The organism is Burkholderia sp. BCC1972, from assembly GCF_905339605.1.
GTDB lineage: Bacteria > Pseudomonadota > Gammaproteobacteria > Burkholderiales > Burkholderiaceae > Burkholderia.
On sequence record NZ_CAJPGH010000002.1, the window covers coordinates 312,802 to 333,410 of the forward strand.

22 protein-coding genes and 1 pseudogene are annotated in these 20,609 nt (G+C 67.1%); 8 read left to right on the top strand and 15 right to left on the bottom strand.

Features of this window, described 5'->3' with window-relative positions:
- Nucleotides 1-338: 338 nt before the first annotated feature.
- Entirely contained in the window at nt 339-1,154 is an 816-nt protein-coding gene (locus U5798_RS04890) for a helix-turn-helix transcriptional regulator (RefSeq protein ID WP_124449894.1), read from the bottom strand.
- Between the two features lie 126 nt (nt 1,155-1,280).
- The gene (locus U5798_RS04895) at nt 1,281-1,757 is read right to left on the bottom strand and encodes a nuclear transport factor 2 family protein (protein ID WP_124449896.1); all 477 of its coding nucleotides are present in this window, start codon (nt 1,755-1,757) and stop codon (nt 1,281-1,283) included.
- A gap of 336 nt (nt 1,758-2,093) precedes the next feature.
- On the opposite strand from U5798_RS04895, the gene U5798_RS04900 reads away from it, so the two are divergent.
- A complete protein-coding gene (locus U5798_RS04900; protein ID WP_124449898.1) occupies nt 2,094-2,480 on the top strand; it encodes a winged helix-turn-helix transcriptional regulator in 387 nt (128 codons plus the stop codon).
- Nucleotides 2,481-2,772: 292 nt separating this feature from the next.
- Here U5798_RS04900 and U5798_RS04905 read toward each other — a convergent pair whose 3' ends face one another.
- Nucleotides 2,773-3,144, bottom strand: coding sequence for a YXWGXW repeat-containing protein (locus U5798_RS04905; protein ID WP_124449900.1), 372 nt, complete (start codon nt 3,142-3,144; stop codon nt 2,773-2,775).
- A gap of 577 nt (nt 3,145-3,721) precedes the next feature.
- On the opposite strand from U5798_RS04905, the gene U5798_RS04910 reads away from it, so the two are divergent.
- Complete coding sequence (locus U5798_RS04910) at nt 3,722-4,804, top strand: porin (protein ID WP_124449902.1); 1,083 nt, start codon at nt 3,722-3,724, stop codon at nt 4,802-4,804.
- 178 nt (nt 4,805-4,982) lie between these two features.
- On the opposite strand, the gene U5798_RS04915 is transcribed toward U5798_RS04910, so the two are convergent.
- Entirely contained in the window at nt 4,983-5,381 is a 399-nt protein-coding gene (locus U5798_RS04915; RefSeq protein ID WP_124449904.1) for a GreA/GreB family elongation factor, read from the bottom strand.
- 511 nt (nt 5,382-5,892) lie between these two features.
- On the opposite strand from U5798_RS04915, the gene U5798_RS04920 reads away from it, so the two are divergent.
- On the top strand, nt 5,893-6,222 hold the full coding sequence (locus tag U5798_RS04920; RefSeq protein WP_124449906.1) for a DUF4148 domain-containing protein: 330 nt from the start codon (nt 5,893-5,895) through the stop codon (nt 6,220-6,222).
- Between the two features lie 157 nt (nt 6,223-6,379).
- On the opposite strand, the gene U5798_RS04925 is transcribed toward U5798_RS04920, so the two are convergent.
- Nucleotides 6,380-6,838, bottom strand: a complete 459-nt coding sequence (locus U5798_RS04925) for a CBS domain-containing protein (protein WP_034189919.1) — start codon at nt 6,836-6,838, stop codon at nt 6,380-6,382.
- Between the two features lie 178 nt (nt 6,839-7,016).
- Between U5798_RS04925 and ribA the strand changes: the two genes are divergently transcribed.
- Nucleotides 7,017-7,667 carry a GTP cyclohydrolase II gene (gene ribA / locus U5798_RS04930; protein WP_124449908.1) on the top strand — a complete coding sequence of 217 codons (651 nt, stop codon included), beginning with the start codon at nt 7,017-7,019 and terminating at the stop codon, nt 7,665-7,667.
- A gap of 156 nt (nt 7,668-7,823) precedes the next feature.
- Entirely contained in the window at nt 7,824-8,390 is a 567-nt protein-coding gene (locus U5798_RS04935) for a GNAT family N-acetyltransferase (protein WP_322081385.1), read from the top strand.
- 21 nt (nt 8,391-8,411) lie between these two features.
- On the opposite strand, the gene U5798_RS04940 is transcribed toward U5798_RS04935, so the two are convergent.
- Nucleotides 8,412-8,798 carry a VOC family protein gene (locus U5798_RS04940; protein ID WP_124446684.1) on the bottom strand — a complete coding sequence of 129 codons (387 nt, stop codon included), beginning with the start codon at nt 8,796-8,798 and terminating at the stop codon, nt 8,412-8,414.
- A gap of 296 nt (nt 8,799-9,094) precedes the next feature.
- Here U5798_RS04940 and U5798_RS04945 point away from each other — a divergent pair, with 296 nt between their 5' ends.
- Nucleotides 9,095-9,370: a hypothetical protein gene (locus tag U5798_RS04945; protein WP_322081386.1), complete on the top strand. Its 276-nt coding sequence runs from the start codon at nt 9,095-9,097 to the stop codon at nt 9,368-9,370.
- A gap of 174 nt (nt 9,371-9,544) precedes the next feature.
- On the opposite strand, the gene U5798_RS04950 is transcribed toward U5798_RS04945, so the two are convergent.
- The 3 genes from U5798_RS04950 to U5798_RS04960 all read right to left on the bottom strand — a co-directional run bounded on the left by U5798_RS04950 (nt 9,545) and on the right by U5798_RS04960 (nt 11,622).
- Complete coding sequence (locus U5798_RS04950) at nt 9,545-10,309, bottom strand: hypothetical protein (protein ID WP_322081387.1); 765 nt, start codon at nt 10,307-10,309, stop codon at nt 9,545-9,547.
- A gap of 51 nt (nt 10,310-10,360) precedes the next feature.
- Nucleotides 10,361-10,969 (bottom strand): acyl-homoserine-lactone synthase, encoded by a 609-nt coding sequence (locus U5798_RS04955; protein ID WP_124446688.1) that lies wholly within the window; start codon nt 10,967-10,969, stop codon nt 10,361-10,363.
- 209 nt (nt 10,970-11,178) lie between these two features.
- Nucleotides 11,179-11,622: a DUF4902 domain-containing protein gene (locus U5798_RS04960; RefSeq protein WP_322081388.1), complete on the bottom strand. Its 444-nt coding sequence runs from the start codon at nt 11,620-11,622 to the stop codon at nt 11,179-11,181.
- 73 nt (nt 11,623-11,695) lie between these two features.
- Between U5798_RS04960 and U5798_RS04965 the strand changes: the two genes are divergently transcribed.
- Nucleotides 11,696-12,415, top strand: a complete 720-nt coding sequence (locus tag U5798_RS04965; RefSeq protein WP_124446692.1) for an autoinducer binding domain-containing protein — start codon at nt 11,696-11,698, stop codon at nt 12,413-12,415.
- Nucleotides 12,416-12,457: 42 nt separating this feature from the next.
- On the opposite strand, the gene U5798_RS04970 is transcribed toward U5798_RS04965, so the two are convergent.
- From U5798_RS04970 to U5798_RS04995, 6 genes and pseudogenes are all read right to left on the bottom strand, one after another.
- Nucleotides 12,458-13,165: an MgtC/SapB family protein gene (locus U5798_RS04970; protein WP_322081389.1), complete on the bottom strand. Its 708-nt coding sequence runs from the start codon at nt 13,163-13,165 to the stop codon at nt 12,458-12,460.
- A 307-nt stretch (nt 13,166-13,472) separates the two neighbouring features.
- The gene (locus U5798_RS04975) at nt 13,473-15,017 is read right to left on the bottom strand and encodes a TolC family protein (protein WP_322081390.1); all 1,545 of its coding nucleotides are present in this window, start codon (nt 15,015-15,017) and stop codon (nt 13,473-13,475) included.
- Entirely contained in the window at nt 15,004-17,073 is a 2,070-nt protein-coding gene (locus U5798_RS04980) for an FUSC family protein (protein WP_322081391.1), read from the bottom strand. The genes U5798_RS04975 and U5798_RS04980 overlap by 14 nt, the downstream gene beginning before the upstream one ends.
- On the bottom strand, nt 17,054-18,103 hold the full coding sequence (gene mdtN, locus U5798_RS04985) for a multidrug transporter subunit MdtN (protein WP_322081392.1): 1,050 nt from the start codon (nt 18,101-18,103) through the stop codon (nt 17,054-17,056). The genes U5798_RS04980 and mdtN overlap by 20 nt, the downstream gene beginning before the upstream one ends.
- Nucleotides 18,100-18,393 (bottom strand): hypothetical protein, encoded by a 294-nt coding sequence (locus tag U5798_RS04990; RefSeq protein WP_322081393.1) that lies wholly within the window; start codon nt 18,391-18,393, stop codon nt 18,100-18,102. Before U5798_RS04990 ends, mdtN begins: the two co-directional genes overlap by 4 nt.
- Before the next feature lie 382 nt (nt 18,394-18,775).
- A pseudogene (locus tag U5798_RS04995) lies at nt 18,776-19,150 on the bottom strand (LysR substrate-binding domain-containing protein); the annotation flags it as partial.
- A 162-nt stretch (nt 19,151-19,312) separates the two neighbouring features.
- On the opposite strand from U5798_RS04995, the gene U5798_RS05000 reads away from it, so the two are divergent.
- Nucleotides 19,313-20,458 (top strand): metallophosphoesterase, encoded by a 1,146-nt coding sequence (locus U5798_RS05000; protein ID WP_322081394.1) that lies wholly within the window; start codon nt 19,313-19,315, stop codon nt 20,456-20,458.
- Nucleotides 20,459-20,609: the final 151 nt, after the last annotated feature.

Below are 20,609 nucleotides of genomic sequence, written 5' to 3' on the forward strand. Positions count from 1 at the left end.
GTATGGCTCGTCCGGTCGCGTGAACCCGGTCGGGTTGGAAGGGGATAGGGGCGTTACGTGCCGGCGCTGCGCGGCCCGGGCGGCGCAGCGCCGTGCCGGAGGCCGGCGATGGTTGCCGGAGCGTCATGCCGGTTTCGCCGATGAATTCGTATCGGCGAATCGAGGGGCGACGGGCGCGCGGCCGCGCGGGCCGGCGTCGAACCGGTATTCGGCATTCCGTATCTCCGTGGTATCCGACGCGCTGCGGCGCTCGGGTGAGTCAGATACTAGGAGCGGGGCGGGCGGCTGTCTGTCATTGTTTTGAGGACAACGCGCGACAAAGGCGGTGGGGGCGGCGCCTACTGGCTGCGGTCTTCCGGCGCGGCTTCTTCGGCCACGCACCACGCGAACAGCCCGGCGCGGTTCGCGACGCCGAGCTTCGCGAGCGCACGCCCGAGATAGGTGCGCACGCTGCTCGGCTTGAGCGCGAGCGTGTCGGCGATCTGCGGCACGGGCTGCCCTTGCAGCACCGCGCGGCAGACGAGCCGCTCGCGCTGCGACAGCGCCGCACCGCTGGCCGCCAGCCGCTGTTCGAAGCGCCGCAGCAGCGCGCCGTCGTCCGAGCGCGGCGTCAGGCGGGCGAGCCGCGCGTGCTGGATCAGCAGCGGCAGCACGAAATCGCCGAGCTGCCGCAGCAGCGCCAGTTCGGCCAGCGTATAGGACGGCTGGCCGCGTCGGCGGAACAGCGAGAACGCGTAGACATAGTCGCGCTCGCTGCCGAGCAGCGTGCAGTCCTCGCCGAGATCGCCGAGCGCGAACTGGCGGCCGTACTCGGTGGCCGTGTCGATGTCCTCGTTGCAGGAGAACACGAGCTGCGAATCGGTAGCGCGCTCGATATGCGGGAGCAGCGTGTCGGTGCGCCAGTCGCCCCGTGTATACAGATCGAGTGCATGGCGCGTGCCGTCAGGATCGTCGCCGCCGGCGAAGAACAGCACGTCGACGCTGTCGACCGAATGCGACGGCGCGTCACGCCGGTAGCGTGTCGCGACGCTGTAATGGGATTGCGGATCGACGGTTTCGCGCAGCCACGCCCAAAGCCGGGCGGGAAACTGCGGACTGCCGAGGCTGGCGACCAGGTCGCCGGCGCTGCTCAGGGAAATATGGGCGGGGCTCATCGTTGACACCGTCTGCGCGAACGGCCGCCGGTGCGGGCCGTGCTTCGCCTGCGCCGGAGCGGCGGCGAAGCACGATTGTAGGAGACTTCGCCGGCGCCGGGCATCCGCGCTTGCCCGGCGCGCGCGTCAGAACATCGTGTTCCCGTTCGCGGCCGTCTCGGGCACGGGCTGGATCACGTCCCAGTGCTCGACGATCTTGCCGTCCTTCACGCGGAAGATGTCGACCACCGCTTCGCCGCGATCGCCCGGACGCTCGGTCGCATGCACGTGCAGGTATACGAGGTCACCGTCGGTCGCGCTGCGGACGATGCGTGCGCGCGATGCCGGGTTTTTCTGGAACGCGCCGACGAAATACGACACGAATGGCTTCTTGCCGTCCGGTACGTGCGGGTTGTGCTGTTTGTAGTCGTCCGCGACGACGGCGGCGGCTTCGACCGCTTCGTGCTTGTTGAAGAAGCGGTCGTAGAACGTCAGCACGAGCTGGCGGTTGGCTTCCTCGGCGGCCAGGTCGCGGGTGGCCGGGCCGGCAGCCGGCGCGGCCGTCGATGCGGCCAGCAGCACGCATGCGGCAACGGCGCGAGCGGGGGAGCGGAACAATGACATGTAGCGGTTTCCTTGACTGACGGTTCGTGGGGACGCACGACGCGCGATATGCGACTGCGGGGCGGCGCAGATCGTGACGCGTGGCGGCCCGCGGCGCGAAACTGCCGGCACGCGTGCGGTCCCGATGCGAAGGATTCGCCGCAACGCATGTGTCGTCGCTGCGGCCGATACGCCGACGCCGCGCGTCATCGTCATGTTTCGTTGAACTGGCGAATCGTGACGGCTGTCGGGCCGATCGAATGGTACAGTTGCCGCGAACCCGTCACAAGAAGTCACCGCGGTGTGAACAGGTCACACCGCGATGACCGTGCGTTGCCCGTGAAAGAGAATCCAGTCATGCCGTTGCCGTCTGCCGACGAATCCGTCGAACTCGACCAGCCGTGCCCGATCCGCGATGTGCTCGACCGCATCGGCGACCAGTGGAGCCTGCTCGTGCTCGAAGCGCTGTCCGGCGGAACGATGCGTTTCAACGAACTCGGTCGCGCGATCGGCGATGTGTCGAACCAGATGCTGTCGCGTACGCTGAAGCGGCTCGAGCAGGACGGCTTCGTCAGCCGCGCGCTGTTTGCCGAAGTGCCGCCGCGCGTCGAATATGCGCTGACCGATCTCGGGCGCTCGTTCCTGACGCCGATGCAGGCGATGATCCGGTGGGCCGACGAACACCATCGCGCGATCTGCGCGGCGCGTCGTCGTGCGCGGGAACCGGCGGGCGACGGGCGTTGAGCAGCGCGCACTGACCGCTTCGCCGGTGCACGGCGTACCGAAGATGACGCGCGATGGGATGGCGCACGGCCGGATGCGTTCGCATCGGCATCGATTGATTTCGTTATCCGAAGGATCCCGTCACGACGAAGCGCTGCGATGATGCGCCGAGGTGTTCGGCGCGGAGCCGGCAGGGCGCTGGTGCAACGACGCGCCGACGGCGGCCACGCATCCTGATGCAACGGCGCGAACGGCGCCGCTACCCGCGCGCCGTCCGGCTCCGGACCTTCATCGGCCGGAGCCGGGCGGCGGCTTATCGCCACGAACCGTCCACGTAGACCCACACCGGCCCCTGACGGCGCCAGTAGCCGGGTACCCAGCGACGGCCGGGGCGCCGTGCGACCCAGCGGCCGGACACCCATATATAGCGGCCGCGCTGCCAGCGCCAGTAGCCGTCCGTCCATATATAGCCGTGTGGCCGGGGCGGCGGCGGCCGGCGATCGTGCCGGGCTGCCGGCGGCCCGGCGCGCGGGCGATCGTCGTAGGGCGGCCCGCCGGGCACGCGGTTCGGGCCGGACGGCCGGTACACGGGCGGCGCGGGCTGAGCCGAGGCGGCGCGCAGCCAGCCGGTGCCGGCGAAGGCGGCGGTCAATCCGATGGCGCGCAACAACGAGCGTCGATTCATGGCGTGTCCTGTTCAGTATCGAAGGCTGCCTTACATTAGCCTGCCGGTGCGCCGGCCGGGTTACGCGAGCGGTTAAGGCTGTTACTGCGCGTCACGGCAGGCGGCCGACGCCCGTTCCTTTCTGTCGGCTGACGGAGACGTCGCCCGAGGCGGCCTGTTTACTGATGGGCGAGTGCGTTTTAGGCGTCCGACACCGGGGAATCGAGGCTGAAATAGGTACAAATTACCGATTTCGGGGTGCTGAGCCAGATCCGTTTGTTGTTTCTATGCAACCGTCAAGACGATGACATGTAAGAATGGTGCGATGAATGCCTCCAAAATGCCGTCGTCAAGAAGTCAAAAACAAACGTTAAAACAAATACTTATGAACGACCCCCACTTTCATTATTTCTAGTTCTGGAAAAGCTTATTTCTTTATTTGCGGATCGCTCCCCTAGGGTACACCCCTAAACTCACGGTTCCCAAACGGGCAACTATCCGGGCGTCGCCAGCAGGACCGATGGCACTCCCGGGCGGTTGCAGACCGTTTATGAACAAGGTCGCGAGACCTGCCTCTTTTTAGAAGGGAGCTCCACGAATGAACAAGACTCTGATCGTTGCAGCAGCTGCAGCATCGTTCGCAACCGTCGCTCACGCGCAAAGCAGCGTCACGCTGTACGGCGTGCTGGACGCAGGCATCACCTACCAAAGCAACGTCGCCAGCAAGTCGCTGTGGTCGATGGGCTCGGGTATCGACCAGAGCCGTTTCGGCCTGCGTGGTTCGGAAGACCTCGGTGGCGGCCTGAAGGCAATCTTCACGTTGGAAAGCGGCTTCGGCATCGGTAACGGCAAGCTGGGCAACAACGGCGGCATGTTCAACCGTCAAGCATTTGTCGGCCTGTCGAGCCAGTACGGCACGGTCACGCTGGGCAAGCAGTACGACGCAACGCAAGACTACCTGGCGCCGCTGACGGCAACGGGCACGTGGGGCGGCACGTACTTCGCGCACCGCGGCAACAACGACCGTCTCAGCACGAACGGCGACGTCGCACTGAACAACTCGATCAAGTACACGAGCGCTAACTACGCTGGCCTGCAATTCGGCGGCACGTACTCGTTCTCGAACAACCAGAACTTCGGCAACAACCGTGCGTACAGCGCTGGTGCGTCGTACCAGTTCCAAGGCCTGAAGCTGGGTGCAGCGTACTCGCAAGCTAACCTGGGCGACGGCACGAACGCAAACGGCGCGACGAACATCGCTTCGCAAGGTCGCGTCCGCACGTACGGTGCTGGTGCTGGCTACGCATTCGGCCCGGCACAAGTCGGCGCTGCATGGACGCAATCGCGTATCGACAACGTTCCGGGTCAAGCTGGTGCGTTCCGTACGGACAACTACGAAGTCAACGCAAAGTACAACCTGACGCCGGCTCTCGGCCTGGGCGCAGCATACACGTACACGAACACGAAGGCAGACGGTGGCAGCTCGCACTGGAACCAGTTCGGCGTGCAAGCTGACTACGCTCTGTCGAAGCGCACCGACGTGTACGCACAGGCTGTGTACCAGCGCGGCGCGAAGGGCAATGCGTTCGGCACGTCGATCTACAACGGCGACAACACGACGGCAGCGAGCTCGTCGATCAACCAAACGGCAGCAACGGTTGGTCTGCGTCACCGCTTCTAAGCGTGACGGCGGGGTAACCCGCTTCGCAGCATCGAAAAAGGCGCCTTCGGGCGCCTTTTTTTCGTCTGCGGAATGCAATGGCGACGATTCGGGTCGCCCGGATGCAAAAAAGCGAGGCCGGTGCCTCGCTTTTTTGATTTTGCGCCCGTGTCGAACGTGGCGCGGGCTGCCGATGGCGTCAGCGCGTGTATTCGCCGTTGGCTTCCGGCTGGAACACGATCGCGGAGACCTTCATCAGCTTTTCGGCGCCGCTCGGCTGCATCACCTTGACCATCTGGCCACGCTGCGTGCCCAGCAGCGCCATGCCGACAGGCGAGAAGACGTTCAGGCGGCCGAGTTCGAGATTGGCGGCGTCCGGATAAACGATCGTCCAGGTGGCCTGTTCCTGGGTCGCCTCGTCGAGCAGCGTGATCTGCGAGTTCATCGTGACGACATTGGCCTTGATGGCGTCGGGCTGGACGATGTCGGCACGCTCGAGCAGCGTGTCGAGCATGGCCTGGAAGCGCGGGTTGTGTTCGGCGTGCTTTTCGAGGCGTGCAACGTCGAGTTCGGTCAACTGGTAAAGGCGTTGTTTCATGGCAGTTCTCCAAATGATCGGCAAGGGCAGGCGTGGCGTGCCTATGGGATCGCCCGGAGCCTGTCTGACCTGGCTCCGGGAGGAGGCCGAGCCGTCAGATCAGGCGCCGGGCAGGGGCGAGCGGCGCCTGGGCCGTGCGTCGAGCGAGGGGATGCGCCGGATGGCCGGCGTGCGCGCGCACGCCGGCCGGGCCGGACGGCGAAACCGAAAGGGGCGTGAGCGCGTACATGGTGGATGGGATATCGACTGGCAAATAAAACCTTACGATTCTACAACACAACCTTCGGGATAGGTGATTCGGCTGTCGGCGTTTCGTCAGCAATTGTTGTGCAGATGAAGCAAGTCGCAAGAGCTGCGCCCAGAAACACGCGACGATTTTTTCCAAAATCGCAACGCTGTATGTTCAAACTAAGGGTTTCCCCTTGGAATGGCGAGCACTACACTGGACTCAATCGCTTCAGACAGTCCTGCCGAGGCGACGTCAAAAGAGAACATATTCCGGAGGTAAATCATGAAGTCGATCATCTACGCAGCCATCGCCGCATCCGTCCTTGCCGCACCGATCGCATCGTTTGCACAGTCCGAGCAGGGGCTGACGCGCGACCAGGTCAAGGCTGAACTCGTGCAACTCGAACAGAACGGCTACAAGCCGCTGGCGAGCGATTCGCAGTACCCGAACGACATCCAGGCAGCCGAACAGCGGGTCCAGCCGAACCAGCCGACGCTCGCGCAGGCCGATACGAGCGGCTACGGTGCCGTGGCGACGGGTGCCGGCCAGGCAGGCCGCCGCGTCACGCATGATGCGCCGAACCCCGTGAACTCGGTCTACTTCGGCAACTAATCGAACGTCCCCGGTCTGCCCGAGCGCACCATTCAATCGACGACACGCGCGCCATGTGCGCGCGTCGTTCGCCCGCAGGAGCAGAACCTCCGTCGCCGCATGTCGGCGGCTTTCCGCCCAGACGCTGACGCGTTTGGGCCTTTTTCGCTGGGGCGAATCAGGTGGAAGCGACCGGCGTGCCGTGAATGTAGTGTTCGAGCTGGCTGATCGTGAACTGCTGATCGGCAATCACGCTCTTCACGAGGTCGCCGATCGAGATGAGGCCGACCAGCTTGCCGCCGTCGAGGACGGGCAGGTGGCGCATCCGGTGTTCGGTCATCAGCGCCATGCACTCGTCGGTGGATTGCGACGGTTCGACGTAGCGCACCTTTGCCGTCATGATTTCCTCGACGCGGGTGGCTTTCGATGAACGGTCCTGCAGGACGACCTTGCGCGCATAGTCGCGCTCGGTGACGATGCCCGCGATGTCGTCGCCGTCCACGACCAGCAACGCGCCGATCCCCTTTTCCGCCATCAGCTTGATGGCGTCGTAGACGAAATCGGTCTTCGTGACGGTGTAGATCGTGCGGCCGGAATCCGGCTTGGCCTTGAGAATCTGCGCGACAGTCGTGCTCATTCGCTTTCTCCGTGTGCAGGTCGATACAGGGAAGGCTGGGGGTTGGTGCGCGACACCCGATAAGCCCAGTATAGCCGGGCAGGCAGCGGCAGTCGCGTGACGTTTCCAGATTAGCGGTAAACTCCCGTCACGCACTATCCACACAACTCCTACATTCCTGAACGTTTCGATTGAATTCATGATGTCTTCGCGTCCCCAATCGCCCATGCCGGGCAATGACCAGGCCGACGAGTGCGTGACGCTCGTCGCCACCGCGTCGCTGCCAACGCGCTACGGTACGTTCAAGTCATACGCGTTTCGCGTATCGGGCAGCGATGCCGAACATCTCGCGCTCGTGATGGGCGACGTGGCCGGCGAGCAGTCCGTGCTGACGCGGCTGCATTCCGAATGCCTGACCGGCGACGTGTTCGGCTCGTATCGCTGCGATTGCGGCGAGCAGCTCGACCTCGCGTTGCGCTACATCGCGGCAGAAGACCGCGGCGTGCTGCTGTACCTGCGCGGCCATGAGGGGCGCGGGATCGGCCTGAGCAACAAGATTCGCGCTTACGCGCTGCAGGAGCAGGGGCGCGACACCGTCGAGGCGAACCTCGACCTTGGCCTGCCCGATGACGCCCGCGAATACGATTCGGCCGCCGCGATCCTGCGGATCCTCGGCGTGACGTCGGTGCGGCTGATGAGCAACAACCCGGAGAAGTTCGACACGCTCGCGAAGCACGGCATTCCGGTCTGCGAACGCGTGGCGCTGGCGGTGCCCGTGCGCGAGGAAAACGAGCGTTATATCCGCACGAAGCAGACGAAGTTCGGGCATTACTTCGAGGAAAACGAGTAATCCCCGCGGGCGCACCAGCGCCCGTTTTTCGTTGTGTGTTCTATCGATCGTCGCGGGCAGACGCGACGATCGAGATTCCCCCTGCGTCAACCGTCCCGCCTTCGGGTTCGTGACGTCGCCTGCGTTCCGTCACTTCCCGTACGATCCGCATCACCCATGTCCACACCCTCGAAGATCGAAACCGAACGTTTGACGTTGCGTCGCTGGCGCGCGTCGGATGCGGGTGCGCTTGCGGCGATGCATGCGGACCCGGACGTGACCGCGTGGCTCGCGCGCGGCCCGATGTCCGTCGACGAAGCGAGCGACGCCATCGCGCGCTTCGAAGCGCATTTCGATGCACACGGTTTCGGTGTGTGGGCGGTCGAACGGCGCGCCGATGCGATGCTGATCGGGCTTTGCGGCCTGTCGCACGAAGTGCGTGCAATGCATCCGATGGCGCCATGTGTCGAGATCATGTGGCGGCAGGCGCGCCACGCGTGGGGGCATGGCCATGCTGCAGAAGCGGCTGCCGCCGCACTGGCCGACGGGTTCGGCCGGGCAGGGCTCGACGAGATCTTCGCGTGGACGGCCGATACCAACCAGCGATCACGGCGCGTGATGGAACGGCTCGGCATGCTGCGCCGACCCGCGCGCGATTTCGATCATCCGGCGTTGCCGGACGGGCATCCGCTGCGGCCGCACGTCGTGTATGTCGCACGCGCCGACGGGGTTGCCGGCGCGTAACGGTTCACGCGTATCCGCGTGTCAGCGCCAGGTGCCGTTCTGCAGCACGATCCGGTAGCCGTCGGCATCCTCGAAGGTCTGGCCGGAAATTTCCCAGTACGGATTGAACGACGTCACGGGCATGAAGCCGTGCGCGGTGGCGCGCTCGCACGCGGCTTCCCATTCCGGGCGATCGGGCAGGTAGAAGACGATCAGGTCTTCGGGCGTCGGCGACGGCGCGATCGGATGATCGGGGCAGTGCGTGAATTCGAAGTGATAGTCGAGACCTTCGCGTCCGATCATCACGCCGGAAAAGCCGTCGTGATCTTCGAAGCGTGCGAGAACCGACAAGTCGAGGGCGTTGCGATACATGCGTTCGGTGCGGGCGAGGTTGCTGACCGGGCGGGCAATGCGCAGGTGGGCGTGCAAGATGGCCTCGGGGGAGAGTGGCGGGCCGGTCAATGATAAGCCGGCCGATCAGGATTGCGCGAGGCGAGCGGATCGTGTCGCGGCGCACGCTCGTCGTATCGAACGATATCGCTTCATTCCGGCCAAACGAAGCGACCGGTCGACTCCCGACTCACGAAACAACAACATGACGCTTCCGAATCAATGTGTGCACCGCGTCGCAGCGGCTGCACGTTCGCAGGACCTTCGAATCCCCGCCTTCCGCAGCGCCGGCCGCTCGACGCGTGGATACCTGCGCGCCGGACGGGAGGTGACGTATGGGTAAGCCCGATCTGCGTCGGGCGGTTGCCGGACCGTATCGCCAGTCGCGATGGGCGACCGGACTGGAGGCCGCCTTTGGATGGGTGGCAAAGGGAACGTTGGTACTGGTCGGGCTCGCGGTGGCCGCGTTGGCGGCGCTGACGGGCGACGTCGGTGCCCTGGCAGATCTGCCGTCGACCAGGAAGGGCTGGCTGTATCTGTTGCTGATACTGGTCGTGACGGTCGCGCTGATATTTGCGGTGCATCACTACTGGCTGCGTCCGGCGGCCTAGCCGGAGCGGGAAACGATGTGGCCCCCGTAATCCGCGCAGGCAATAAAAAAGCCCGCTGCTTGAGCGGGCTGAATCCATGTTTGGAGACATGGAGGAGACAGGCGTGAATTTAAGGGAAAACCCGGACGTTTGCAAGCCCTAGTTGTATCCATGCAACTCGCAGCCGTCACCGGTTCACATGCCGCCGGCCCGTGCATGCGCCGCAAACGCGCCGAACCGCTCTTGCGCGACGGGCAGCGCGTACTTGTCGCGCATTTCCGTCTCGATCCATGCACAGGCTTCGCGGGCGCAGTCGGTCAGCGCGTGCCGCGTCGCATGCCCGTCGATGTCGTAGACGAAACGCACGCCGACCTCGTCGTCGGCGACCTGTCGTTCGAGCTGGTTGAGCTGCAGTTGCGGCCCGTGCTGCTGCGACAGCGCGCGCAGTTCGTCAAAGTGATATTCGAGCCAGTCGGCGAAAAACAGCGCATCGCTATGGCACGGCAAGCGGAAGGCCGCGCTGCGCGACGGACGCGGTGCGGCGTCGCCGGTCGTCGCGAGCGGCTCGCCGTCGGCGGCGAGGGCCGTATCGACGGGCGCAAGCGGGTGCTGAATGTGCCGGTAGGGTTCGCGGTCGCGCAGCGCATGCCACAGCAATTCGTCGCCGGCGGCGCCGGACGGCTGCATCGTCAGGTCGTGCCGGCCGCTGTCGGCCGGGGCGACGTCGCGAATCACGAGGCGCAGCGAGCAGAGCGGTTCGTCGGCGACCAGCAGCGTCGCCGGGCGCGGCAGCCCGCAGACGAGCGGCGCAGCGCCCGCGGCACGAAACACGAGCCCGCGGCGGTCGAGCCGCACGAGCGGCAGCGGCCTGGGAAACGACGGATAGGCGACCGTGATGCGGGCGCCGCCGACGCTCGTCAACCCGGGCATCATCGCGCGAAAGACCTGAGACTGGTCCACGTTGGTTCTCCTTCGTTACGAGGCCGCCCGGACGGAAGCGCGTGCTCCGGCTCAGGCGGCGATGGCTTGCCGGGCTGCCTGCCCCGGCTCGATTCCTAGTGCCGCAAACGTTTGCGGATCGATGTCGATCCAGCACGCGACCACCAGACGACCGTCCACCTGTTTCGGCGGCCCTGCGCGGTGCGCGTGAATGCCGATCCGGCGGAACAGCCGCTCCATGCTCGCGAACGTCACGCCGATCAGCTGCCGCGCGCCGAGTTGCGCCGCGCATTCGACGACGGCCGCCAGCATCGGGCGCACGGCCCACTCGGCATTGCCCGGCCCGCCTTCGTCGTCGGTCGCCGCGAACCTGGACAGCTCCCAGACGGCGGCCGATTGCGGCAATGGCATGTCTTCGGCGATCAGGTCGGCGAACAGCGACTTGAGCAGATACGGGCGCGTGGTAGGCAGTAGGCGCGCACATCCGCACATGTCGCCGCCGGCGTTCCTCGCGAACACGTAGACGGTATCGTCGCGATCGAACTGGTCGCGCTCGAAGCTTTCGTTCGCCGACGGGAGCGCCCAACCGAGCTGCTCGATGAACACGCGGCGCCGGTAGCGCCCGAGATCCGCTGCAAGTTCGTGTGGCAACCGCCCTTCATCGTGAACGAAGGTCCGCATGGTGTCCTCGGATCTGTGCTTTTGTATGCGTGCATTACATCGCGCGGCACGAGGAGGCGGTAACTGGTAACTCTTACAGGGTGACCGCGCAAAAAGGATATTTGCGGCGTGGTAACGGTTTCTTGATCAACGGGATTGAAAACTGGACGGCTTTTGCTTATAAAGAGCGCCAGTCTTGCGAAATGATCGGAGGAATGCGCGACAGGTTGTCACTGGAGCGTGGGACCGGCATGATAGGCGTCGTTGCGACCGAGCAGGGCCGCTGCGACCGCGGCGGGCCAGTCGATGCCGGCGAGCCGCGCGGCGAGCGCGGCGGCGGTGCGGAACATGCCGATGTCGGTGCCGGCGGCATCGATGACCATCACGTTGCTGCGGACGTCGCCGCCCGCGATCACGAACGTGCCCGTCGCGCGTTCGAGGTACCAGTCCCAGCCGACCGTCACGTAAGGGGCGCCGGCACTGGCCGTGCGATGCCATTCGGTATAGCCGGCAAGGCGTGCGTCGATCGCGCTGTTGCGCAGTTCGGACAGCAGCGATGCGTCGAGGCCGCTCGAGACATGGTCGAGTGCAAGCACGGCCAGTGCGCCTTCTGGCAGGCGTACGTAGCCGTCCGGGGACGGGCCGGGGACCGGGTGCAGCAAAGGTGAGGTCATGCGCGGAATGTATCAGCGTCGAACGGGTGCTGGAACCTGACAAGTATGACAGCGTGACGTTGTCGGAGAAAGAATGGAACTGCGCTGGCAGGATGCCTATCAACAATTCAGCGCCGCGGAAGACGAGCAGCAGCTCTTCCAGCGGATCGCCGCCTATTCCAAGCGGCTGGGATTCGAATATTGCTGCTACGGCATTCGCGTACCGTTGCCCGTATCGAAGCCGTCGGTCGCCATCTTCAATACCTATCCCGACGGCTGGATGGCGCACTACCAGGCGAAGAACTACATCGAGATCGATTCGACGGTTCGCGACGGCGCGCTCAGCACCAACATGATCGTCTGGCCGGACGTCGACCGGATCGATCCGTGCCCGCTGTGGCAGGACGCACGCGATTTCGGGCTGTCGGTGGGCGTCGCGCAGTCGAGCTGGGCGGCACGCGGTGCGTTCGGCCTGCTGAGCATCGCGCGCCATGCCGACCGGCTGACGCCTGCTGAAATCAACATGCTGACGCTGCAGACGAACTGGCTCGCGAACCTGTCGCATTCGCTGATGAGCCGCTTCATGGTGCCGAAGCTGTCGCCCGCGGCGGGCGTCACGCTGACCGCGCGCGAGCGCGAGGTGCTGTGCTGGACGGCCGAGGGCAAGACTGCGTGTGAAATCGGCCAGATCCTCAGCATCTCGGAGCGGACGGTCAACTTCCACGTCAACAACATCCTCGAGAAGCTCGGCGCGACCAACAAGGTCCAGGCAGTCGTCAAGGCGATTTCGGCCGGACTCATCGACGCACCGTGACGCAGGCGAGGGCGGCGCCGGATACGGTGGCCGCCACGCCGCTCACTCCATCATCGGTTCCGCTTCCTTCGCGGTCCAGCTCACGCTGGAAATGCTCTTCTCCATGCTCATCCGGCTCGCGATCTGCTCGAGCTTCTGCTGATCCTTCGGATGCAGCTTCAGCGTCGCCGTCACCTTCAGCCGGTCCGGCTGGTCGGGCACGTCCTCGCTCGTCAGGCTCTGGAACGACAGCGGCTTCGCGTACATCGAGTTCGACAGCAGCGTGCGGATATGCACTTCGTCGGCGGTCAGGCAGATCACCGTGATCTGGTATTCGCGGACGAGATCGGCATTCGATACGGGCGTGGCGTTGATCGCCTGGCTGACGCCGCGCAGCACGGTATTGGTGAGCAGCACGACACCCGTGCCGGCAAACGCGGGCACGTAATGGCCGGAGCCGGCCAGTACGCCGACGGCGGCCGAGCACCACAGCGTCGCGGCCGTGTTGATGCCCTGGATCGAGCCCTTGTCGCGCATGATCACGCCGCCGCCGAGGAAGCCGACGCCCGACACGACGTACGCGGCGATCTGCGTGACGCCCGCGACGCCGTTGCCGGTCAGCACGCCGAGCGTGACGAACAGGCATGCGCCGCTCGCGACGAGCGTGATCGTGCGCAGGCCGGCCGTGCGCTGGCGCATCTGGCGCTCGAGGCCGATGGCGACGCCGCAGGCGAACGCGGTGAAGAGACGGAGTGCGAAATCGAAAGTCATGGTTGTCCTGCCGTGCAAGAAGCGCATGCCGGCTCGCGTTGCCGCGGTGCAAGGCCGCAGGCGACGCGGCAATAGCCGTCAGCGCGCGGTACTCTACCGCGCGAATGCGTCATTCAGTGTGAAACGGGTAGGCGTGCGGCTCGCGGAACGCGAGCCGCGGCAGGAGAACTGCGTCGGACAGGCGTTCAGGCGGCAAGCGGCGCACGCAACGGAGTGCTGCAACTGTCCACGATGGTTCCTGAAGGAAGAATGGGCGGCATTCTAGTGGGCGGCGCGTGCAGGCGTCAACCGCCTGGCGGCCGCCGCGCTACTGCGCCGAGCCGATCGTGCCCGTCGCGAGCGCGAGTGCGGCGGCCGCCGACAACGCACCGGCGTAGCTGTCGACCTCCGCGTTCCGGGCCGCGAGCAGCTGGCTCTGTGCGATCGTCGCGTCGGTGACCGAGCCGACGCCGTTGCGGTACGCGGTCATCGCCGCGTCGTAGCTCGTCTGCGCGGCATCGACGAGCGCCTTGGCCGCGTCGTGCGACGCGAGGCTCGTCTGCACTGCGTTCTGCGCGGCGACGACCTGGCGTACCGCTTCCTCCTTGGTCCGCGTGAGGCGGGCAGACGCGCTTTCCGCGTCGTTGCGCGCCTGCATCAGCACGGCCGAGCGCAGGCCGCCGTCGTACAGCGGGATCGTCACGCCGAGGAACACGCCGCCGCCGTAGCGGCTGCCGTTCAGGTTGACGGTCGGCGCCTGGTCGCCGATCGCGGGCAGCGCGGAGATGGACGTGCCGCCGCTCGCGTACGACGTCGACGCGGACAGGAAGATCTTCGGCATGAATGCGGCTTGAGCCGCCTTGATCTTCGCGCGATTGGCCTTTTCGAGCGCGAACGCGCCCTGCAGGTCGGGGCGGCGCGCGATCGCGTCCGACACGATCGCATCGACCGACGAACCGAGTGCGGGCGGTAGCGGCCGCTTCGGCAAGGCGGCGATCGTCGGCTTCGACAGCGGCGAGATGCCGAGCGCGGAGACGAGCGCGAGGTAGCTGTCGCTTTCCGCGCCGTTCGCCTGCACGAGCGCGAGGTTCGCCTGCGCGCGGTTCTGCGTCGCTTGCGCGAGCTCGACGACCGTGCCGACGCCATGCTTGAGCCGCGCGCGCGATGCCGCGAGGATCGCATCCGCGTTCGCGAGGCCCTGCTGCGCGCTGACGGCGCGCGAGCGTGCGGCCTCGTAGCGGTAGTAGCCGACGGTCACGTCGTGGATCACCTGCTGATGCACCGCGGTGAACGCGACGTTCGACGCGATCGAGGCCTGTTCGGCCGCCTCGACGCGCGCCGCGCGGCCGCCGAAATCGAACAGCAGCCATTGCAGCGACAGCGCCGAGATCGTGCCGTGCACGGTGGTGTTGCTCGACGAATCGCCGAGGATCGTCGACGTCGAGCCGTGGTTCGCCTGGTACGCGCCCATCGCGGTCGCCGACAGGCGCGGCAGGTAGGCGGACTTCGCGAGGCCGACCGCGAGCGCCGCGTTGCGCGCGTCGTTCCAGGCGATGCGGGTGAGCGGGTTCGCCGATTCGGCGAGATCGATCAGTTCGGGCAGCGTGTATGGATGCGCGGTATCGAGCGTGGCCGGCGGCGAGACCGACGCGAGCGCCGGCGATGCGGGCAGCGTGTAGTCGTGCGCGCCTTGCGCTAACGCGTGCGGCGGGCCCGGCACGATGTCGCCCGCGGCCGACGTTTGCGGCTGCCACGGGCGATCGGATGCCTCCGGCGCCAGGTCGATCGACGACGTCGCGCAGCCGGCCAGCGCGACGGCGGTCGCGAGGGCGGCTACGGCGATCGAGGCGGCCGGCGGTTCAGGTCGACGCATGGGGGGCAGGCTCCTTCGGTGTGGCTTGACGGGCGGCGTCGGCGATCTGCGCGAGCCGTGTGTCGATCAGGTTCAGCAGCGCGTCGCGTGCAGGGTCGATGGGGGCGGCGCCCGGCGGCGGAGCCGTTGGCGCGGGGGAGGCCGCATGGGGCGCGGCTTCGTCGTCGTGCGGTTCGGTCACGCGCGAGAGTTGCGCACCGATCGCCGCGTCGCCGGGCTGGCGTTCGGCGAGCAGGAACAGCGGGCCCTCGATCGCACCGAGTTCCGCAAGGGCGCGCCGTCGCGTGGCGAGCCACGTCGCGGCCGGCCGCACCCACGATGGTTCGTAATGGACCAGGCCGAGTTCCTGCGAGATCGCCCCGTGACGCGCGAACGCCTCGGCCGCGAGCGCGCGCCGTTCGGCCGGTTGCGCGATCTGCGCGATGCGCCGCCACTGGTCGAGCAGCGCGGCGAACGCGACGTCGATCTGCTTGCCGATGCTGACGGGCCAGATGCGCGTGAACACGAGATACACGACGACGTTGCCGAGCAGGATGCCGATCGTGCGGTCGCGTGCGATCGTGAGGTCGAAGCCGGGGCCGGCGCCCTGGATCACGCACAGGAAGAACGCGAACGCGATCTGGAAGCCCGCATACGCGATGCGCGGCGAGCCGAAGGCGATCCACGCGGACAGCCACGCACCGGCGAACACCAGCGCCATCAGGTGGCCGACCGACGACAGCGCCGGCACGACGAACACGAGCGCGGCGGTGCCGAGCAGCGCGCCGATCATGCAGCCGAAGATCCGCAGCGTGAGCTTCTCGACCGTTTCGGCCGTCGAGCCGAGCGACACGATGTAGCAGGTAACGACGCAGGTATGGATGCCCGACCAGTCGAGCTGCGAGTACAGCAGATAGCAGAAGATCGCCGCGGCGGTCGTCTTCAGCGCATAGCGGATGTGGTCGGGATTGGTGCGTGCGTCGGGCAGGAAGAAGCCGCCGCGCGGGGCCGGTGCGGCAGTGGGTGCTTCGTGCGTGGCTGCGGGGGCGGCGTGCGTCGTGCCGGCCGCAGCCTCCGTCGCTGCATCGGCCGTCGGGGCCGTCGCGCCCGGCTCCGCGAAGTGCATGATCGCTGCCTTGAGATCGGTCGCGGCGATGCGCGCGAGCGGCGGCAGCGCATCGACGGGCGGCAGCGCGAGCGTCACGTCGACCGGGTAGCCGCCGCGTTCGAGAATGGCGGCCATCTCGTCGAGCGTCGCGGCGATCGGCGTGGCGAACGCATCGGGCAGCCATGCGTCCGGTTCGCGATCGGCCAGCGCGACGCCGACCATCAGCGCGGTGCTCGACGCGATGGCCTGCCGCAGCGCCGCGAAGTCGGCGGCGGTCGACGAGCCTTCGAGCTTCGACAGCTTGAGCCACGTGAGCAGCTGCTTGTCGCCTTCGCGCAGGCTCGCGTCGAACGCGGCGCGTGCATCGTCGTCGCCGCGCAGTCGCCGTGCGGCGAGCCGCAGCCGCTTCGCGAGCTGCGCGTGCGCAAGCTTGCGCGGCGACGGCGCGATCAGCAGGTTGACGACGATCGCCACGCCGACGGGAATCGCGATCGTCAGCCAGATGTACAGCAACGCGCGGGTGGCGGCTTCGCCGAACGGTGCGAGGCCGAGCTGGTCGAGCCCGAAGCCGACGATCATCGCGAGGATCGCGCCCACCGGGCGCAGCTTGCTGGCGGACGTCAGGTACAGGAGGGCGACCGACAGCACGGCCATGCACGCGACCCGCAGGATCGAATAGTCGATGCTGAAGATCGCGATGCCGAGCACGAGCCCGATCACGATCGTGACGATCAGCAGCAGCGCGGCCGCGAGCACGACGCTCGTCACGCGGTCGGCGCGGATCATGAAGAACACGACGTACGCGGAAAGTGCGGCTTCGGGCGTGCCGTACGCGGCCGTCACGAGCGCGGTCAGCGCGCAGATCAGCGCGACGCGCACGGCGATGGCCATGCGCCCCGGAAACGGCGCGAGCAGTCGCAGGACTTCGCGCGGTCCCGGCGCGCGAACGTCAGCGGCAGGCAGTGCCATGCCGGACCTCGACGATCGCGCTGGCGCCGACGCGCACGAGCCTGGCATCGGGTTCGTCGAGCTTCACGCGCACCGGGAAGCGTTGCGCGACGTGCACCCAGTTCACCGAGTTCTGCACGATCGGCAGCGAGCGCGGCAGGTTGATGCGCGCGCTGTCCGCGATGCCGGCGCCGATGCCGACGACCTTGCCCGTGAGCGGGCGGCTGCGGTCGATCATCGAGTAGACGGTCGCGCAATCGCCGACCGCGATGCGGCTCAGCGCCGTCTCGCGGAAATTGCCGACGGCGAACCATTCGCGCGCGTCGATCAGCGTGAAGATCGACTGGTTCGGCGCGAGGGTTTCGCCGGCGAGGACGCTCAGGCCCGTCACGAGCCCGTCGTGCGGCGCGCGCACGACCGTATCGTCGAGCGCATGCTGCGCGCGGGCGAGCGCGGCTTCGCGCGCATGCAGCGTCGCGATCGCGTCGGCTTCGTCGCCGATCGTCTGCGCGGATGCACGCTGCTGCTCCTGTGCCTGCGCGAGCGACACGGACGCGTCGCGCTGGCGGACCTTCGCCTGGTCGAACTGCTGCGCGCTGACATAGCCTTGCGCGGCGAGCGGCGCGAGCCGGTTCACGTCGCGCGTGGCGAGATCGTAGTTCTGCGTCGCGCGCTTGAGCTGCTCGGCGGCGACGGACGCGTTCGAACGCTCGCCGATCAGCGAACGGCGGCGCGTGTCGAGCGACGCGCGCGCGAGTTCGACGTCGGCCTGCGCCTGCGCAACCGTCAGCCGGTACGGCACGGGATCGATTTCGTACAGCAGGTCACCCTTCGCGACGCGCTGGTTCTCGTGCACCGCGAGCTGGACGATGCGTCCGCCGACTGGCGATGCGACGTGCACGACGTCCGCGTCGATCGACGCGTCGTCGGTGGACGGGTAGGCGGTCGTGCGGCAGTACGCATACACGAGCGCGGCGATGCCGAGCGCGACGATCGCGAGTGCGATCACGCGGCCCTTCACGGAGGGGCGGGGGAGTCCGGCGGCCTTCATGCGAACGGCCCCGTGCCGGTGAGCCAGACGATCACGGCGACCACGAGCCCGATCGCGGTGCAGACGGCGAGCTGGTAAGGCACGGTGGAAGCCCAGCCGGTCGCGACGAACACGCGGTGCGCGACGATCGCGCCGATGACGCCGACGATCGCACTGACGAGCCAGAGGGGGAAATACGCGCCGAACAGCACGTACGACGGTGCGCCGCGCGATGCGCAGCCCGCGAGCGGCAGGGCGGGCGCCAGGACGGCGGCAACGCGCAGGCGCGCGCGCGGCGTTGTTTTTCTCATGGTGTGACGAGCTCGACGTTGGGGGTGGATGCCGGGCGCGGCGCAATGTGGATCGTCGCGACCGGCCGGGCCGCGACGACGATCCCTGGATACGGAGCCGATCATAAATCAGCGCGATATGGATCGCCAGCCATCCGGCATGCATACGCGGCACGGGCCGTGGCCGGTCGCCGGCGCACCGGCGGTCGTGCCGGCTCGTCCGGTCGCGCGTTTCCGCGGCAACGGTCCGATCGCCGCGATTCTGCCAGCGCACGCTCGCGCAGGGTTGCTGGCAGACTGTAAAGAATCGTCAGACTAACGAGGAATGGCGGTATTTGCCGTGCCGGCGTAGCGGAATCGGCGCACACGCGGGCGATTGCATCTCGAATGCGTGCGAATCCGGTCAGTCCGGCTGGCTGCGGGCAGCCTCGACGAGCGGGTCGACGAGATCGCGCGCGAAGCGCGGCAGTGCATCGAGATCGGCGACGCAGAGCTGCAGCTCGCGTTCGGCCCAGTCGTCCTCGAGCGCGACGACGCGCAGCGCCATCGTCTTCGCATGGCGGCGTGCGGTGCCTTCGGGCAGCACGCCGACACCGACGTTCGCCTCGATCATCCGGCAGGCTGCCTCGAAGCTGTTGACCTGGATGCGCCGGCGCAGCGTGCGCTGCACGTCGGCGGCCGCGCGCTTCAGGAAATTATGGATCGCGCTCGCTTCGGACAGGCCGATGAAATCATGGTCGAGCGTCGCGGCGAACGGCGTCGAGGCCTGGCCGGCGAGCGAAGCCGCACGGCGCTCCACCGGCGGCCGCGACCGGTCGTCATGGCCGGGATCTGTGTACCATCGTGCGTAGGGTGCGACGTGCGGCACGCGGGGCATCACGATCCCGTGCGGCGCGCGGCGCGGAAGCGGTATCGGTATCGCAACGAAGGTGAGCGTTCCATGCGAAGTTTCTTTGTCCGGTTCATTGCAATCGGCGTGCTGTTCCATCTGTACGTCGGGATGCGGATCATTCCCGATGCGTTCGCGTCGCCGGTCGCGCGCACGATCGCGGCGCTCGTGCTGGCGAGTTTCGTCGTGCTGATTCCGGTCGGCATGTTCTCGCGCCGCTTCGACGAAGGCTGGGCCGCGACGCTGGTCGGCTGGGCCGGCGCGCTCGCGATGGGTTTCTTTTCGTCGCTGCTGGTGCTGACGTTCCTGCGCGATTGCGTGCTGCTCGGCGTGGTCGCGTGGCGACATCTCGGGCACGACGGCGCGTGGAGCGGCGCCGCGGCCGACACGGCGCTCGGCGTGCTGGTGGCCGCAGTGCTCGTCACCGCGATCGGGTTCGTCGGCGCGCGCCGCACGGCGGCGGTCAAGCGCGTGTCGATTCCGGTCGCGGGGCTGCCGGCGGCGCTCGACGGGCTGTCGATCGTGCAGCTGTCCGACATCCACGTCGGGCCGACGATCAAGCGGCCGTATATCGAACGGATCGTGCGCGCGGTCAATGCGCTCGACGCCGACCTGGTGGTCGTGACGGGCGACGTGGTGGACGGCTCGGTCAAGCGCCTGCGCGACCACACGGCGCCGCTCGGCCGGATGCGGTCGCGGCACGGCAGCTTCCTCGTGACCGGCAACCATGAGTACTACGCGGGCGCACATGCGTGGATCGACGAATTCCGCCGCATCGGGCTGACGGTGCTGCTGAACGAGCACGTGCTGATCGAGCACGACGGCGCACGCGCGGTGCTCGCGGGCGTGACCGATTTCACGGCCGGCGGGTTCGATCCCGCGCATCGCAGCGACCCCGCGCAGGCGCTGGCGGGTGCGCCGCGCGATGTCGCCACGAAGATCCTGCTCGCGCACCAGCCGCGCAGCGCGGAAGCGGCGAACCGCGCGGGTTACACCGTGCAGCTGTCGGGCCACACGCACGGCGGGCAGTTCCTGCCGTGGCCGCCGTTCGTGCGGATGCAGCAGCCGGTGATCGGCGGGCTGAACCGCTTCGGCGACATGTGGCTCTATACGAGCCGTGGCACCGGATACTGGGGGCCGCCGAACCGCTTCGGCGTGCCGTCCGAAATCACGCTGATCCGGTTGACGCGAGGCTAGGGCCTGTTCACGTTAATAACGGGCTTGCGCTGACCCCCAGAAGGGCCGAGCGCAAGGATTGCGACGAAGCGAATACTCGACGTATTCGCGGGGAGCATGACGCGGCGATCGGCCCTTCTGGGGGCCAGCCCTACGAATGAATTTCTCCAAA

Bases quoted from the DNA above. Each gene is read 5' to 3' on its own strand.
- U5798_RS04910 (WP_124449902.1), top strand. From the start codon at position 3,722: ATGAACAAGACTCTGATCGTTGCAGCAGCTGCAGCATCGTTCGCAACC.
- U5798_RS04955 (WP_124446688.1), bottom strand. From the start codon at position 10,969: ATGCGGACCTTCGTTCACGATGAAGGGCGGTTGCCACACGAACTTGCA.
- U5798_RS04925 (WP_034189919.1), bottom strand. From the start codon at position 6,838: ATGAGCACGACTGTCGCGCAGATTCTCAAGGCCAAGCCGGATTCCGGC.
- ribA (WP_124449908.1), top strand. From the start codon at position 7,017: ATGATGTCTTCGCGTCCCCAATCGCCCATGCCGGGCAATGACCAGGCC.
- U5798_RS04980 (WP_322081391.1), bottom strand. From the start codon at position 17,073: ATGGCACTGCCTGCCGCTGACGTTCGCGCGCCGGGACCGCGCGAAGTC.
- U5798_RS04935 (WP_322081385.1), top strand. From the start codon at position 7,824: ATGTCCACACCCTCGAAGATCGAAACCGAACGTTTGACGTTGCGTCGC.
- U5798_RS04900 (WP_124449898.1), top strand. From the start codon at position 2,094: ATGCCGTTGCCGTCTGCCGACGAATCCGTCGAACTCGACCAGCCGTGC.
- U5798_RS04945 (WP_322081386.1), top strand. From the start codon at position 9,095: ATGGGTAAGCCCGATCTGCGTCGGGCGGTTGCCGGACCGTATCGCCAG.
- mdtN (WP_322081392.1), bottom strand. From the start codon at position 18,103: ATGAAGGCCGCCGGACTCCCCCGCCCCTCCGTGAAGGGCCGCGTGATC.
- U5798_RS04990 (WP_322081393.1), bottom strand. From the start codon at position 18,393: ATGAGAAAAACAACGCCGCGCGCGCGCCTGCGCGTTGCCGCCGTCCTG.
- U5798_RS04890 (WP_124449894.1), bottom strand. From the start codon at position 1,154: ATGAGCCCCGCCCATATTTCCCTGAGCAGCGCCGGCGACCTGGTCGCC.
- U5798_RS04970 (WP_322081389.1), bottom strand. From the start codon at position 13,165: ATGACTTTCGATTTCGCACTCCGTCTCTTCACCGCGTTCGCCTGCGGC.
- U5798_RS05000 (WP_322081394.1), top strand. From the start codon at position 19,313: ATGCGAAGTTTCTTTGTCCGGTTCATTGCAATCGGCGTGCTGTTCCAT.
- U5798_RS04965 (WP_124446692.1), top strand. From the start codon at position 11,696: ATGGAACTGCGCTGGCAGGATGCCTATCAACAATTCAGCGCCGCGGAA.
- U5798_RS04915 (WP_124449904.1), bottom strand. From the start codon at position 5,381: ATGAAACAACGCCTTTACCAGTTGACCGAACTCGACGTTGCACGCCTC.
- U5798_RS04920 (WP_124449906.1), top strand. From the start codon at position 5,893: ATGAAGTCGATCATCTACGCAGCCATCGCCGCATCCGTCCTTGCCGCA.
- U5798_RS04895 (WP_124449896.1), bottom strand. From the start codon at position 1,757: ATGTCATTGTTCCGCTCCCCCGCTCGCGCCGTTGCCGCATGCGTGCTG.
- U5798_RS04960 (WP_322081388.1), bottom strand. From the start codon at position 11,622: ATGACCTCACCTTTGCTGCACCCGGTCCCCGGCCCGTCCCCGGACGGC.
- U5798_RS04905 (WP_124449900.1), bottom strand. From the start codon at position 3,144: ATGAATCGACGCTCGTTGTTGCGCGCCATCGGATTGACCGCCGCCTTC.
- U5798_RS04975 (WP_322081390.1), bottom strand. From the start codon at position 15,017: ATGCGTCGACCTGAACCGCCGGCCGCCTCGATCGCCGTAGCCGCCCTC.